This window comes from Acidovorax sp. SUPP950 (assembly GCF_030158935.1).
GTDB lineage: Bacteria > Pseudomonadota > Gammaproteobacteria > Burkholderiales > Burkholderiaceae_C > Paracidovorax.
This window is the reverse complement of the sequence record NZ_BQXE01000003.1, coordinates 567,648-582,648: the sequence shown is the minus strand read 5'-3', so window position 1 is coordinate 582,648 and position 15,001 is coordinate 567,648. Positions and strand designations below refer to the sequence as shown.

Sequence of the window (15,001 nt, the reverse complement as noted above, 5' to 3'; positions counted from 1 at the left end):
ATGCAGCGCATGAAATTCACCCCCTCCTCCCTTCCCGCGGCGCTGGCCGTTCTGGCCGTGTGCGTGCTCGCCGCCGCCGGCGCGCTGATGGCCGCCGGCCCCTCGCGCGCGGCGGACGATGCCAAGAGCGCCAAGGCCGGCGAGCCCCGGCCCGCGCTCACCGTCACCACCACGCAGCCCACGCGCACCTCGCTGGCGCAGCGCCTGCCCGCCAACGGCAACGTCGCCGCGTGGCAGGAGGCCAGCATCGGCACCGAAAGCAGCGGCCTGCGCCTGACCGACGTGCGCGTGAACGTGGGCGACACGGTGCGCGTCGGCCAGGTGCTGGCCACCTTCGCGCCCGAGACGCTGCAGGCCGACGTGGCCCAGGCCCGGGCGAGCCTGCTGGAGGCCCGCGCGAGCGCCGCCGAGGCCGCCGCCAACGCCGAGCGCGCCCGCACGCTGCAGGCCAGCGGCGCCCTGAGCCAGCAGCAGATCCAGCAGTACGCGACCGCCGGCGAGACCGCCCAGGCCCGCGTGGAGGCGGCGCAGGCGGCCCTCAACGCGCAGCAGCTGCGGCTCAAGCATGCCCAGGTGCTGGCACCGGACAGCGGCGTCATCTCCTCGCGCACGGCCACCGTGGGCGCGGTGCTGGGCGCGGGCACCGAACTCTTTCGCATGGTGCGCAAGGGCCGCCTGGAATGGCGCGCCGAGGTCACCTCCAACGACCTGCCGCGCATCCGCCCCGGCAGCCAGGTGATCGTGACGGCCGCCAGCGGCGCGCAGGTGCCGGGCACGGTGCGCATGATCGCCCCCACCGTCGATCCGCAGACGCGCAACGGCCTGGTCTATGTGGACCTGCCCATCCACCCCGATGTGCGCGCGGGCATGTTCGCGCGCGGCGATTTTCTGCTGGGGCAGCGCGATGCGCTCAGCGTGCCGCAGTCGTCGGTGGTGGTGCGCGACGGCTTCAGCAGCGTGTTCGAGATCGGCGAGGGCAGCCGCGTGGTGATGCGCCGCGTGCAGACCGGCCAGCGCACGGGCGACCGGGTGGAGATCGTCTCGGGCCTGCAGCCGGGCGTGACGGTGGTCGAGCGCGGCGGCGCGTTCCTGAACGACGGCGACCTGGTGCGCGTGCAGGCCGCAGCGCCCGCAGCAGCGGCGTCCGCGCCGGCGCCCCGGCCCGCGGCATCCACATCAAAAATGCCTGCAGCACAATAAGCACTAGGGCATCATGCTATTAAATAAGGAGCAAAACATGCTTTTGCCCGGTTGCCACCGCGGCCCCGCTGCCGCCCGCAAGGACCTGCCATGAACCTCTCCGCCTGGTCCATCCGAAACCCGATTCCGGCCGCGATGCTGTTCGTGCTGCTCTCCTTCGCGGGGATGCTGTCGTTCCACGCGATGAAGGTGCAGAACTTTCCCGACATGGACCTGCCCGTGGTCATGGTCACCGCGTCGCTGCCGGGCGCGGCGCCGGGGCAGCTGGAAACCGACGTGGCGCGCAAGATCGAGAACGCCATCGCCACCACGCAGGGCCTCAAGCACATCACCTCGACCCTGGTGGACGGCACGGCCACCATCGCGGCCGAGTTCCAGCTCGAAAAGCCGGTGCAGGAAGCGGTGGACGACGTGCGCTCGGCCGTGAGCCGCGTGCGCGCCGACCTGCCGGCCGACCTGCGCGACCCCATCGTCGCCAAGCTCGAACTGTCGTCCCAGCCCATCCTGGCGTTCGCCATCGCGTCCGACCGCCTGGACGACGAGGCGCTGTCGTGGTTCGTGGACGACACCCTCACCCGCCGCCTGCTGGCCGTGCCGGGCGTGGGCGCGGTGAACCGCGTGGGCGGCGTGTCGCGCGAGGTGCGCGTGTCGCTCGACCCGCTGCGCCTGCAGGCCCTGCGGGCCACGGCGGCCGACGTGTCGCGCCAGCTGCGCCAGGTGCAGATCGAGAGCGCGGGCGGCCGCGCCGACCTCGGCGGCGCGGAGCAGCCCGTGCGCACCATCGCCACCGTGCAGACGGCGCAGGAGATCGGCGCCATGGACATCCCGCTCACCGACGGCCGCCACATCCGGCTCGACCAGGTGGCCACCATCAGCGACACCGTGGCCGAGCAGCGCACCGCCGCGCTGCTGGACGGCAAGCCGGTGATCGGCTTCGAGGTCTCGCGCAGCCGCGGCGCCAGCGAGGTCGAGGTGGGCGCGGGCGTGCAGCGGGCGCTGGACAAGCTCCAGGCCGAGCGGCCCGACCTGCACCTCACGCGCACGGTCGATTTCGTGGACATCGCCAGCGACGAGTACGACAGCTCCATGCGCCTGCTGTACGAGGGCGCCATCCTGGCCGTGGTCGTGGTGTGGCTCTTCCTGCGCGACTGGCGCGCGACCATCGTCTCGGCCGTGGCGCTGCCGCTGTCGGTCATCCCGGCCTTCATCGGCATGCACCTGCTGGGCTTTTCCATCAACATCATCACGCTGCTGGCGCTGTCGCTGGTGGTGGGCATCCTGGTGGACGACGCCATCGTGGAGGTGGAGAACATCGTGCGCCACCTGCGCATGGGCAAGTCGCCCTACCAGGCGGCGATGGAGGCGGCCGACGAGATCGGCCTGGCGGTGATCGCCACCACCTTCACGCTGATCGCCGTGTTCCTGCCCACCGCGTTCATGAGCGGCATCGCCGGGCGCTTTTTCAAGCAGTTCGGCTGGACGGCGGCGCTGGCGGTGTTCGCCTCGCTGGTGGTGGCGCGGCTGCTCACGCCCATGATGGCGGCCTACCTCATGAAACCCATGGTGGCGCAGGAGAAGGAGCCGCGCTGGCTGGGCACCTACATGCGCGCCTCGGCCTGGTGCCTGCGCCACCGCGTGATCACGCTGCTGGGCGCGCTGCTGTTCTTCGCCGGCTCGATCGCGCTGATCCCGCTGCTGCCCTCGGGCTTCATCCCGGCCGACGACAACGCGCAGACCCAGGTCAACCTGGAGCTGCCGCCCGGCAGCCTGCTGGCCGATGCCCGCGTGGCGGTGGCGCAGGCCACCGAGCGCGTGCAGCGCGTGGGCCACGTGGCGAGCATCTACACCACCATCGGCGGCGGCTCGGCCGGCGCCGACCCGTTCGCCGGGGCGGGCGTGGGCGACCCGCGCAAGGCCACGCTCACCCTGCGCATGGACCCGCGCGGCGAGCGCCCGCGCAAGCAGGTCATCGAGCAGCAGCTGCGCGCCGCGCTGGAAGACCTGCCCGGCGTTCGCGTGAAGATCGGCCTGGGCGGCTCCAACGACAAGTACGTGCTGGCCCTGGCCAGCGAAGACCCGCAGGCCCTGGCCACGGCCGCGCAGGCGGTCGAGCGCGGCATCCGCACCATCCCGGGCATCGGCGGCGTGAGTTCCACCGCCAGCCTGGTGCGCCCCGAGATCGCCGTGCGCCCGGACTTCGCGCGCGCCGCCGACCTGGGCGTGACCAGCAGCGCCATCGCCGAGACCCTGCGCGTGGCCACGGTGGGCGATTACGACCAGTACCTGCCGAAGCTGAACCTGGCGCAGCGCCAGGTGCCCATCGTCGTGCGCCTGGACAACGCGGCGCGCGAGGACCTGTCGGTGCTGGAGCGCCTCACGGTGCCCGGCGCCCGCGGGCCGGTGCGCCTGGGCGAGGTCGCCACGCTGGAGGTGGCGGGCGGGCCGGCCGTCATCAGCCGCTACGACCGCTCGCGCAACGTCAACTTCGAGATCGAGCTGGGCGCGCGCGGCCTGGGCGAGGTGACCGAGGCCGTCAAGCAGTTGCCCGCCGTCGCCCAGCTGCCCGCGAGCGTGCGCCTGATCGACGTGGGCGATGCCGAGATGATGGGCGAGCTGTTCGCCAGCTTCGGCCTGGCGATGCTCACGGGCGTGATCTGCATCTACCTCGTGCTGGTGCTGCTGTTCAAGGACTTCCTGCAGCCGGTGACGATCCTGGCGGCGCTGCCGCTGTCGCTGGGCGGGGCGTTCGTGGCGCTGCTGGTGGCGGGCAAGAGCTTTTCGATGCCCTCGCTCATCGGGCTCATCATGCTGATGGGCATCGCCACCAAGAACTCCATCCTGCTGGTGGAGTACGCCATCGTGGCGCGCCGCGACCAGGGCATGAGCCGCTGGGACGCGCTGCTGGATGCCTGCCACAAGCGCGCGCGGCCCATCATCATGACCACGCTCGCCATGGGCGCCGGCATGATGCCCATCGCCCTGGCGCTGGGCAGCGCCGACATGAGCTTTCGCTCGCCCATGGCGGTGGCGGTGATCGGCGGGCTCATCACCTCGACCGTGCTCAGCCTGCTGGTGGTGCCGGCGGTGTTCACCTACGTGGACGACTTCGCGCAGTGGTTCCAGCGCCGGGTGATGCGGCGGCCCGCACCAGCCCCCCAGGCACCCCGCGCGCCCGAAGCGCCGCACCCGCTGTGAGTGGCGGCGCGGCGGCGCCCCGCCATCGGTGCCGCCCGCCCCTCTAGCACAGGGTTTGCGCTGCTGCGCCCAAGGCGCGGCGGCCTTTTCGCGTGCAGATGCACGGCTTCGCATCACCGGGAAGGCTGCCAGGACTTGTATACAACCATGGGATTCCAGAAGAATTCCAGGGAGACAAGACCATGCGTGCCACCAGTTCAGGGGAAATCCAGCCGGCCGGACAGCCTCCGTCCACGCCTGCACGGCCTGCGTCCCCGGTCCCGGATGCCCCGGAGCGCAGCGCCAGCCTGAAGGGGCCGGAGGGGCTCGCTGCGCGCGGCAAGAGCGGATCGGCGGCGGTCTACACCACCGCCAACATGGCGCAGCGCTCGGACCGGACCGTCCTGTCCAAGCTCAAAAGCCTCTGGAAGGGCGGCAAGACCACGGCCAACGCCAGCCTGGGCCCGCTGGCGGTGGGCACGCAGACCCAGCACCCGGTGGTGCGGCACAACCAGGTGCAGGCGCCGCGGTTCGAGGCGGACGGACGGGTGCCACTGCCCAACGCCACCAAGACCGGGCTGGCGCAGGCCGTGCAGGAGGCACTGCACCAGGTGGAGACCGGCCAGTCGCCCGGTACCGAAGGATCGGGCCGGGACGGCGGCATCGCGGGCACGGCGGCGTACTGGGCCCAGCAGGCGCTGTCCGTGCTGTCGCTGGGCAAGGGCCCTGCCAGCGTGCCCAGCGACGCGCTGGAGATGTTCTATGAAGCCGGGGGCCTCAAGGCAGGGGGCCAGAGCAGCCAGGGCAGCGCCACGGCGGAGACGAAGTCCATCGTGCTGGGCCATCTGGAAGGCCTGGTCCATGCCGAGAAGGCCAAGGCCACCATCCACCTGGCCACCCAGGCCGCGTTGCCCGGTGGCGCGCGCGTGAACACGGAAGGCGCATTGCAGCAGCTGACCGACGCCGCCAAGGCCGCCGAGCAGCGCTCCAAGGACGCGGCGACCGCCGCCAACGCCAGGATGGTCGCCGAACTGCTCTCGGGCGTGCCCGAGCCCCTGCAGCCCCGGCTGCAGGCAGCCACCGACACGCTGGTCGCGGCCCTGAACCACGGCACCAAGGTGCCCGACGTGCTGGCCGTCGAGCTGCTGATCAACACCGCTCGCGACACCTTTGCCGGGGATCCCGAGGGGCTGGCGACGGCCATGGAAAACCTGTCGCACAGCTCGCCGGCCCGGCTGGTCGGCCTGGTGCACGACGCCCTGCAGCCTTCCCCACCGGACCGCGAAACCCGCGCCGACCTGCAGCCGCTGTCGCGCCTGGCGTGCGCCATCGCCAGGCCGGCAGGCGGCATGCGCCTGCTGGCCAGGATGACGGACCCTCCCGCCGCCGGGACCCGGCAGGATGCCTTGCAGGTGGCCATGTCGGCGATGCTGCATCTGCAGTCGTCCCGGCAGCAGGAGGGCCCCGGGTCGGCCGAGGCCCCGGCGGACATGGCGTTGCTGCGCGACGCAGTGGCGCATGCGGTCGAGCTGGCCCAGCCACGGCACCACCCGGTGCCCGAATCCGAGCGCACGGTGGCGCAGCGCACCGCGTTCCATTGCCTGCAGAACGGGTTCACGACCAAGGCGCCGGGATCCAGCTACGACCGCGTGCGCCAGCGGCTGCTGCAGTTCAGCGACGGCGCGCTCGACCAGACCAGCCAGCGCAACGCGCGCGCGGCGTCCGGGCGGATGGGGCGGTTCCAGAACTGGCTGACGGGCGGGCTGCCCAAGGCCATCGTCAAGAATTCGGCGGGCATGGAAGGGCTGCTGGCGCCTGCGCTGCCCGCCATCGCGTCCTGGCTGCCTGGCGCGCAGCCGACGATGTGGCGCAAATCGGTCATGCGCAAGATGACCGCCGCCGCCAGCGAGAACGGCATGCTGCCGCGCCGCGACGAGGCCGTGGCATCGCTGCACCGCACCGCCACCGACCTGCGCATCGATCTCCAAGCGCGCGCAGGGGCCGGCGCGCTGCCGGCCGAAACCCTGATGCTCGGGGTGCTGAAGGAGCTGGGGCTGGGCGGGAGCGCGCCGGCCCCTTCGCAGAACACGCTCAAGCACCTGGGCAAGGGCTTTTTCCAGAAAGTGGAGGCCCACCTGGGGGCCGAGGGCCTGGCCGGGCTGCCCCCGGGCCTGGCCGCCGCCTGGCAATCGCTGCGCGGCAGCCGCCCCAATGTCGGGCACATCCTGAGGGTGCTGGGAGAGCACACCGACCTGCGCGCGCTGGCCGATGGCACGCTGTCGCCCACGGTGGGCCCCAGCCAGGTCGCCCGGGGCCTGCGCACCGATGCCATCGCCCACGAAGCCATCGGCGGCTTCCACGAGATTGCCGAAGCGGCCAGGGCCGCGGCCGGCGTGGAAGCGCCGCAGACCCGGGCACTGGCCGACCTCATGGTGGTATCGGCCGACCTGCTGGCCAAGGTGAAGCCCGCGGCCGCCTTGCGGTCCCTGCGCATCGACACCTTCGAGGCCATCGAAAGCAAGCTCACCCAGGACTGGCTCAAGACCCTGCCCGAGGGCGAGCGGCCGTCCCGGGAAGAGGCCCTGGACCAGGTGCAGGACGCCTGGCCCGCTTCGGTGCGCAGCGCCTGGTCCCAGATGAAGGAATCGGGCGACGATGCGGGCCGGCTGATGCGCACCCTGGTCGATGCGGCCCTGGCCGTGCCATGGAGCCCGCCCGCGGCCACCACCGGCGCGGCCTCCGGCAGCACCGCGCCCCGCACGGTGGCCGATGCCGTGAAAACGGCGGCGCCCGCGCTGCAGGCCCTGCAGCGGGACGTGCACGTGAACCGCTTCGAGCTGTGCGTGTCCGACACCATCACGCTGTTCAACGACCTGCGCGGCCCGGCCGACGCGGCCGAAGTGATGAAATCGCTGTCGCAGCGCATCAGCCTGGGCGAGAAGATCAAGAGCAGCGATGCGCGGCTGGCCCGGCTGGAACTGGGCAAGGCCGTGTCGGTGACCACCGCCACGCCGGAACTCGTCACGCCGATCGCGGGCATCGGCCTGGGGCACGAGCGCTCGATGGACCTGAACATGGTCGGTGCGGCCATGCAGATGCAGATCGCCACGGCGGACTCCAAGAACGCCAACGTCGGGCTCAGCGTGGGCCTGCGGCGCGAGCTGGGGAACCAGGACCACGAGTTCAACCTGGGCGATGACGAAGCGGGCATCGCGCTGCGCTTCGACATGCGCCTGGAGGCCGGCGGCGAAACCTCGCGCACCGAGGGCGTGAGCCTGCGCATGCAGCGCACCGCCTCCCATGAGGACACCTTGCGGCGGCACTTCGCCGATGCGCTCATTGCCATGGCCCACGGGGGCGCCACATCGTCGGAGGGCGGCCCGGACATGGATCCTCTGGCCCACCTGCTGGAGCACTTTCCTGCCCTGGCCGTGGCGGAGCTGTCCAACACCAAACGCAGCCGCACGTCCGAGATGGCCATCGGCGCCAACGCCATGGTCCGCGCGCGCGGGCCGCGGGACCGCGACGAGCATGACCGCAAGGCCACGCGGCGCGCCATCGGCGTCGGCGTGCAGGCGGGAGTCGCCAGCAGCAACCAGCGTTCGCGCTCGGTGCAGACGGAAAGCCGTTCGGGGCTGAACGTGGAGGAATACAAGCTGTCGGCGCAGCACCGGGCCGATGTCCGTGCGAGCGCCAACGCCAGCCTGGGGCTGGTGCCGGCATCCAGGCACGATCCGGAAAGGGCCGCCCAGGCGCGCGGGGCCGGACTGGACTTTCGCAAGCAGCTGGCCAACAGCGGCGTCGATACCACGCTGCGCATGACGACCCGCCATGGCGAGACCTGGGCCGACCAGACCCAGATGATCCGCGAGTTCGAAGACCTGGATGATTTTCTGGCCGAGCTCGAACCCCGGATGCACGAGTTCGTTTCGGTCATGGCCGCACGCGACGGCGTGCCGCATGCCTCGGCGGAAGAAAAGACCGGCCGCGCCTGGCTGCGCCTGCAGGACACCCTGGTCCAGGCCGCACAGGCCAGCGCGCCTGGCATGACGTTTTCCGTGGTGACCAAGCTGCGCCCCCAGGCGGCTGAGGCCTACGACAAGCTGCAGGGCCTGGCACAGCAAGCCACCGAGACGGGCCAGAAAGCCGCCGCCGCAGTGCAGCAGGCGACCGAAGCCGCCCGGCGAGCCACCATGGAAAGCCAGCAGGCCCAGGCCGCCATCCGGCGGGCTGCTGCCGCGGGCCAGCCCGCCGAGGCACTGGCCCAGCAAGAGGCCGCGGCACGATTGCGGGACCTGGCGGCCACCCAGCAGGCCGAGGCCGCGCGCCAGCAGGCGATTGCGCAGGGACAGCAGGCCAAGGCCGACGGCTACCGGGCCAAGGTGCGCACCTTGCTGGACAGCCACGACGCCTGGACCGCCAACAACCTGCAATTCAAGACGAAGGCCAAGGACGAGGCATCGCAGAGCGCCGCACTCGGCATGCTGCAGGGCAAGGCGGCATCGGAGTCCACCCGGCTGCACGAATTCCTGCCGGCAGGCTCCCAGCAGGTGGGCCGCACCCCGCAGCAGCACGCCGCGGCCCCGGATGACCACTCGGCCCGATGGGCGCCGAAATTCGCCCCGGTGGCGCAGAACCCCGAGCCCAGGCCCGATCCTGAAACGGAAGTCGAAATCGAACGGGAGCCGGCGGCCGCCGCCGATCCCCAGGCGGTCTGGCGCGCCCGCGCCGAAGCCCAGGCCACCAAGCTCGCGGCCCAGGCACAACAGCAAGCGCAAGGCCTCTTCACCCGGGCCAACGACGGCGTGAACAAGGCGCAGGAGCCCGAGGAGCCGGACCTGCAGACGCCCCAAGCCCCGGACGTCGAACCCCCACCAACGCGGCAACGGCGCCCGACGCTGGGCCAGTTGTTCAAGGAGCCGTTCAACGACCAGCACCCCCTTCACCCGCTCCCCAGGCCGCCGGTCATCGCCAGCCCCTCCTTGCGCGACTGGGTGCCCGAAGACGATGACGTGGACAGCGAGCCGTCCGAGAGCAATCCCCTTCCGCTGCCACCCGAGGGGGCTACTCCGCCCACGAGCGCAGCGGGACGCCGGGCCACGCCTGCGGGCCCCCGGTGGTCCCCCACGACCCCGCAGCCCATGCCCCTGCCCACGCCGGAGTCCGTCGGGGCTACGGGCCGCGCAGTACCGCGACCCGTGCCCCCCAACTTCGACCCACGGCGGCCCCCCGTGACCCCGCAGCCCCTTCCGCTGCCCACGCCGCCGGCCGGCCGCAGCGCCGGATCCGGCGTGGACGCGTCCCGGCCCACGCCCTGACGGCGGGCCGTGCGCGGCGCCGGCGGACCCGCGCGGGCGCTGCTGAATGAACGGGGCGGCCACACGCCACCGCCCTGGGCCACCACCAGGAACCGGCGAACAACGGTGGGTTCCCGCCATTGCGCCGGCTTTCAAGGCGCACCCGTGCGCCCATAATGCGGCGACTCACCATGAACCTCGTTGCGCTGAACATCGAATCGATCCAGCTCGGCTCCCCGCTTCCCTTCATCCTGCGCGGGGCCGATGGCGTGCTGCTGGCGCAAAAAGGCTACGTGATCCGCACGCGCAACGAACTGGATGTTCTCCTGTCGCGCGGCCTGCAGCTGTGCGTGGACACCGACGAATCGGGCGACAGCCACCGCGCCTATCTGGCGCAGCTGCAGCAGATGCTGATGTCCGACACCTCGCTCGGCCAGATCGCCTCCATGAAGATCAGCGCTGGCGCCCAGGCCTCGCGCGACCGCGTCGAAGGCGGCCCGCCCGATTGGCCAGGGCTGCAGCTGCGGGCCACGCAGCTGCTGCGCGCGCCGCAGGCGCATGACTTTCCCGACCGTTTCGATGCGCTGCACCGCGAACTCGCCCTGCACTGCCGCCAGAGCCCCGACGCGGTCCTGCTGGCCCTCATCTACCTGTCCGGCCACGAAACCCGGCAGTACAGCGGCACCCACGCCATGCTCGTGGCCTGCGTGTGCATGCTGGTCGCCGTCGAGCAGCTGCGCTGGCCGGTGGAGCGCGTGATGCAGACCGGGCGCGCGGCGCTGTCCATGAACATCGCCATGACCGCGCTGCAGGACCAGTTGGCCGTGCAGGCCCAGCCGCTCACCTCGGAGCAGATCGCCGCGGTGGAAAGCCATGCCACCCGATCTGAAACCCTGCTGCGCCATCTGGGCGTGCACGACCCGGTATGGCTGGAAGCCGTGCGCTGCCACCACCACCGCTCGCCGGGCCCGCTGGCCGACAAAAGCGAAGGCCAGCAGATCGCCCGGCTGATCCAGCGGGCGGACGTGTTCGGCGCCCGCCTGGCCCCGCGCGCCTCGCGCGCGCCGATGCCCGTCACCGCGGCGATGCAGGCGAGCTACTACGACGAATCGCACCAGGTGGATGAAGCCGGTTCGGCCCTGGTGAAAACCCTGGGCGTGTACCCTCCGGGCGCGTTCGTGCGGCTGGTGAGCCAGGAGATCGCCGTCACCCTGCGCCGCGGCGGCAGCGCCACCACGCCGCGCGTGGCCGTGGTGCTCAACCGCAACGGCATGCCCACCGGAGAGCTCATTCCGCGCGACACCGCCCAGCCCGCCTGGAAGGTGACCGGCGCCATCGCCCAGCGCGATGTGCGCGTGCAACTGCAATTGAACCGCTTGCTCAGCCTCGTCTGAGAACGTTTCCCAGGGCCGCTCCTGTCAGCGGCGGCCTCCTGGCGCGCGCGGGGGCGGGACTTTTCCGCCGATTTGCGCCAAACTCGTTCGTGGGCCGCCCCCCATTGCGTGATCCACTGCCTGTGGCGCCCCATCGACAAGGAGACCTTCATGCTGCGCCGAGTCCTTTGCCTTGCCCTGGCGGCTGCGCCGCTCGCCCTGTCCGGCCTTCCCGCGCGGGCCGCGGGCCCGGCGGCCGCGACGGAAGACGGCACCTGCCCTCCCCTGCTGCGCCACACCCCCCTGCGCCTGCAGGACGAACTGCCTCAGCCACTGTGCCAGTACCGCAACAAGGTGCTGCTGGTCGTCAACACGGCCAGCTACTGCGGCTTCACGGGGCAGTACCAGGGGCTGGAGGCCCTGCACGCGCGCTACAAGGACCGGGGGCTGGTGGTGCTGGGGTTCCCCTCCAACGATTTCTCCCAGGAGGGCGGCAGCAATGCGCAGATCGCCGACTTCTGCGAGAACACCTTCGGCGTCAAGTTTCCGATGTTCGCCAAGAGCCGGGTCGTCGGGGCCGACGCCTCGCCGCTGTACCGGGAATTGAAAGCCCAGGCCGGCGAGGCGCCCCGCTGGAACTTCCACAAGTACCTGGTGGGCCGGGACGGCAAGGTGGTCGGCAGTTTCGCCAGCGTGGTGGAGCCGGGCGACCCCCGGCTGGTGCGCGCGATCGAGCAGCAACTGGACGCGGGGCGCCCGAAGACGTCACCGTTCTGAAGCAGTTCCGTGATATGGAAATAGTTACATTTTCTGATGGTTTTAACCACCTTCCCTCTGGAACTTCCCGGGATCGTCACTACTCTAGTAACCAGTGCAGGCGGCGACGCTTGCCCCCCGATCAACCCTTTACTGTTGCGAAGCCTTTTGAACCCTGGTGGTTCAACTGAAACCCTGAAGCGCTTCTCCTCCCTCCCTCTCTAAATTCGTTTCGGGACGCTTCGCAACTTTTTTATTCCGCCAAAAACAAAGCGCGCAACCTTCGCAGGTTGCGCGCTTTTGGCTTTGTGGGCGCTGCTTTTTGGTCAGTCAGCGCCCCGGGGCCGGGGCGATCGATCAGGCAGGCCGTGTGTCGGCGAAGCTCACGCGCTGCTCCAGCTTGTCCAGCAGCCGGGCGAGGTTGGCATGCTCGGCACGCCATTCGATTTCGGGAAAGCGAAAGCCGATCCAGCCCAGCGCGCAGCCCACGGCGATGTCGGACAGGCTCATGTGGATGCCGCTGCAGTAGGGCTTCTCGCCCAGGCCCTGGGCCATGGCCTTGATGCCCGCCTCGACCTTGCCGAGTTGGCGGTCGATCCACGCCTGGCTGCGTTCGCCCTCCTGGCGGCCGGTCCAGCGCGACTCGAGCCGGGCGAGCACGCCCGCGTCCATCACGCCGTCGGCCAGGGCCTCCCAGGTCTTGACCTCGGCGCGCTCCCTGCCTTGCGTGGGAATCAGCCGGCCCACGGGCGAGAGGGTGTCCAGGTATTCGACGATGACGCGTGAATCGAACACGGCCTCTCCGCCTTCCATCACCAGGCACGGCACCTTGCCCAGCGGGTTGGAGGTGGCGATGGTCGTGTCCTCGGCCCAGACGTCTTCCTCGATGAAGCGGTAGTCCAGCTTCTTCTCGGCCATCACGATACGCACCTTGCGCACATAGGGGCTGGCTGAGGATCCGATCAATTTCATGGTGTTCTTCCGGGCACGGCAGGGGACGGGGACAAGGCCGCTTGATTTTATGGGCAGTCTTGCCTTGGATAGCTTACAGGCAGCGCCACCTACAATCCCCGCCCATGAGCCTGTCCACCATCACCGCCCTCTCGCCCCTCGACGGCCGCTACGCCGCCAAACTCTCCGCCCTGCGCCCGATCATGAGCGAGCACGGCTACATGCACCGCCGGGTGCAGGTGGAAGTGGCCTGGTTCATCGCGCTGTCGGATGCGGGCTTCGCCGAGTTCAAGCCCCTGACCACCGGCGCACGCGCCTACCTGCTGGGGCTGGTGAAGAATTTTTCCGAAACCGATTCGGCCGCCATCAAGGACATCGAGAAGACCACCAACCACGACGTGAAGGCCGTGGAATATTGGCTCAAGGGCAAGTTCGAGGCCCGCCCCGAGCTGGAGAAGGCGGCCGAGTTCGTGCACTTCGCCTGCACCAGCGAGGACATCAACAACACCAGCCATGCCCTGCAGCTGCGCTCCGGCCGCGACCAAGTCGTGCTGCCGGGCCTGGACCGCATCGTGCTCAAGCTGCGCGAGATGGCTCACATGTACGCCGCCGTGCCCATGCTGAGCCGCACGCACGGCCAGACCGCCAGTCCCACCACGGTGGGCAAGGAACTGGCCAACGTGGTCGTGCGGCTGCAGACCGCCTGCGAGCGCGTGGCCTCGGTCAAGATGCTGGGCAAGATGAACGGCGCCGTGGGCAACTACAACGCCCACCTGTCCGCCTGGCCCGACTTCGACTGGGAAGCCTTCAGCAAGCGCGTGGTGGAAACGCCCGAGCCCCTGGGCCTGGGCCTGACCTTCCAGCCCTACAGCATCCAGATCGAGCCGCACGACTACATGGCCGAACTGTTCGACGCTGTGGCGCGCGCCAACACCATCCTCATCGACCTGTCGCGCGACATCTGGGGCTATGTGAGCCTGGGCTACTTCAAGCAAAAGCTCAAGGCCGGCGAGATCGGCTCCTCGACCATGCCGCACAAAGTCAACCCGATCGACTTCGAGAACGCCGAAGGCAACCTGGGCCTGGCCAACGCGCTGCTCAAGCACCTGTCCGAGAAGCTGCCCGTGAGCCGCTGGCAGCGCGACCTGACCGACAGCACCGTGCTGCGCAACATCGGCGTGGCACTGGGCTACGCGGCCCTGGCGTACACCTCGCTCATGACCGGCCTGAACAAGCTGGAACTGAACGAAGAGGCGCTGTCGGACGACCTGAACGCCTCCTGGGAAGTGCTGGCCGAGCCGATCCAGACGGTGATGCGCCGCTTCGGCGTGCCGGGCGCCTACGAAAAGCTCAAGGAAGTCACCCGCGGCAAGACCGTGACGGCCGAGGCCCTGCACGGGCTGATCCGCAGCCTGGAGATTCCCGAGGCCGAAAAAGAGCGCCTGCTCGCCATGACGCCCGGCAGCTACATCGGCAAGGCCGCCGAACTGGCGCGCCGCGTCTGACCGACCACCGCCGGGGTTGAAGCCCTTTTGCCGGTCCGCGCCCCACCATCGGGCGTGGACTGCTATATTTTTGTGAGCACCAGCCCATGGCCATCAAATCCACCATCTTCAAGGCGAACCTGCAGATCGCCGACATCGACAACAGCTACTACGCCGACCATTCGCTCACGCTGGCCCGCCACCCGAGCGAAACCGACGAACGCATGATGGTGCGGCTGGCGGCGCTGGCCCTCCACGCCCACCAGCTGCAGGCCGTGTGCCAGGGCGACGGCACCCTGGCCTTCGGCGCGGGGCTGTCCGACCCGGACGACCCGGACGTCTCCCTGACCGACTTCACCGGCCGCAAGCGCCTGTGGATCGAGGTCGGCCAGCCCGAGGACAAGCCGCTCACCAAGGCCTGCAGCAAGTCGGACGCCGTGATCGTGTATTGCTTCCACCATGCCGCCGAGGTGTGGTGGAAAGGCATCCAGACCAAGCTGTCGCGCCTGGACAAGCTGCAGGTGTGGCGCCTGCCCGCCGAGGCCTCGCAGGCCCTGGCCGCGCTCGCGGAGCGCAGCATGCAGCTGCAGGCCACGGTGCAGGAGGGCGCGCTCACCCTGAGCAGCAACCTGGGCAGCGTGCACGTGGAGCCCCAGCGCTGGAAGTGACGCGGCCACGGGGGCTGCCGGGTCGGCAGGGTTGGAAGCCTGATGGGCCTCCAGGGCATGATCGACTAGGGCATATTGCTATCAATAAGTGAGCATCA

8 protein-coding genes are annotated in these 15,001 nt (G+C 70.2%); 7 read left to right on the top strand and 1 reads right to left on the bottom strand.

The features are described 5' to 3' along the window. The 5 genes from AVME950_RS16460 to AVME950_RS16440 all read left to right on the top strand — a co-directional run bounded on the left by AVME950_RS16460 (window position 1) and on the right by AVME950_RS16440 (window position 11,821). On the top strand, window positions 1–1,200 hold the full coding sequence (locus AVME950_RS16460) for an efflux RND transporter periplasmic adaptor subunit (RefSeq protein ID WP_284430629.1): 1,200 nt from the start codon (window positions 1–3) through the stop codon (window positions 1,198–1,200). Window positions 1,201–1,290: 90 nt separating this feature from the next. Beyond that, entirely contained in the window at window positions 1,291–4,395 is a 3,105-nt protein-coding gene (locus AVME950_RS16455) for an efflux RND transporter permease subunit (RefSeq protein ID WP_284430628.1), read from the top strand. A 182-nt stretch (window positions 4,396–4,577) separates the two neighbouring features. After that, window positions 4,578–9,692, top strand: coding sequence for a hypothetical protein (locus tag AVME950_RS16450; protein WP_284430627.1), 5,115 nt, complete (start codon window positions 4,578–4,580; stop codon window positions 9,690–9,692). A gap of 170 nt (window positions 9,693–9,862) precedes the next feature. Next, entirely contained in the window at window positions 9,863–11,065 is a 1,203-nt protein-coding gene (locus tag AVME950_RS16445; RefSeq protein ID WP_284430626.1) for an HD-GYP domain-containing protein, read from the top strand. Window positions 11,066–11,215: 150 nt separating this feature from the next. Beyond that, window positions 11,216–11,821 carry a glutathione peroxidase gene (locus tag AVME950_RS16440; RefSeq protein ID WP_284430625.1) on the top strand — a complete coding sequence of 202 codons (606 nt, stop codon included), beginning with the start codon at window positions 11,216–11,218 and terminating at the stop codon, window positions 11,819–11,821. Between the two features lie 336 nt (window positions 11,822–12,157). On the opposite strand, the gene AVME950_RS16435 is transcribed toward AVME950_RS16440, so the two are convergent. Beyond that, window positions 12,158–12,772, bottom strand: a complete 615-nt coding sequence (locus AVME950_RS16435) for a glutathione S-transferase family protein (protein WP_284430624.1) — start codon at window positions 12,770–12,772, stop codon at window positions 12,158–12,160. Between the two features lie 104 nt (window positions 12,773–12,876). Between AVME950_RS16435 and purB the strand changes: the two genes are divergently transcribed. Beyond that, the gene (gene purB / locus AVME950_RS16430; RefSeq protein WP_272566529.1) at window positions 12,877–14,256 is read left to right on the top strand and encodes an adenylosuccinate lyase; all 1,380 of its coding nucleotides are present in this window, start codon (window positions 12,877–12,879) and stop codon (window positions 14,254–14,256) included. An 86-nt stretch (window positions 14,257–14,342) separates the two neighbouring features. Then, a complete protein-coding gene (locus AVME950_RS16425; RefSeq protein WP_284400640.1) occupies window positions 14,343–14,903 on the top strand; it encodes a YaeQ family protein in 561 nt (186 codons plus the stop codon). Window positions 14,904–15,001: the final 98 nt, after the last annotated feature.

Excerpts from the sequence above, each read along its gene's own strand:
- AVME950_RS16460 (WP_284430629.1), top strand. The coding sequence starts at position 1 with ATGCAGCGCATGAAATTCACCCCCTCCTCCCTTCCCGCGGCGCTGGCC.
- AVME950_RS16455 (WP_284430628.1), top strand. The coding sequence starts at position 1,291 with ATGAACCTCTCCGCCTGGTCCATCCGAAACCCGATTCCGGCCGCGATG.
- AVME950_RS16450 (WP_284430627.1), top strand. The coding sequence starts at position 4,578 with ATGCGTGCCACCAGTTCAGGGGAAATCCAGCCGGCCGGACAGCCTCCG.
- AVME950_RS16445 (WP_284430626.1), top strand. The coding sequence starts at position 9,863 with ATGAACCTCGTTGCGCTGAACATCGAATCGATCCAGCTCGGCTCCCCG.
- AVME950_RS16440 (WP_284430625.1), top strand. The coding sequence starts at position 11,216 with ATGCTGCGCCGAGTCCTTTGCCTTGCCCTGGCGGCTGCGCCGCTCGCC.
- AVME950_RS16435 (WP_284430624.1), bottom strand. The coding sequence starts at position 12,772 with ATGAAATTGATCGGATCCTCAGCCAGCCCCTATGTGCGCAAGGTGCGT.
- purB (WP_272566529.1), top strand. The coding sequence starts at position 12,877 with ATGAGCCTGTCCACCATCACCGCCCTCTCGCCCCTCGACGGCCGCTAC.
- AVME950_RS16425 (WP_284400640.1), top strand. The coding sequence starts at position 14,343 with ATGGCCATCAAATCCACCATCTTCAAGGCGAACCTGCAGATCGCCGAC.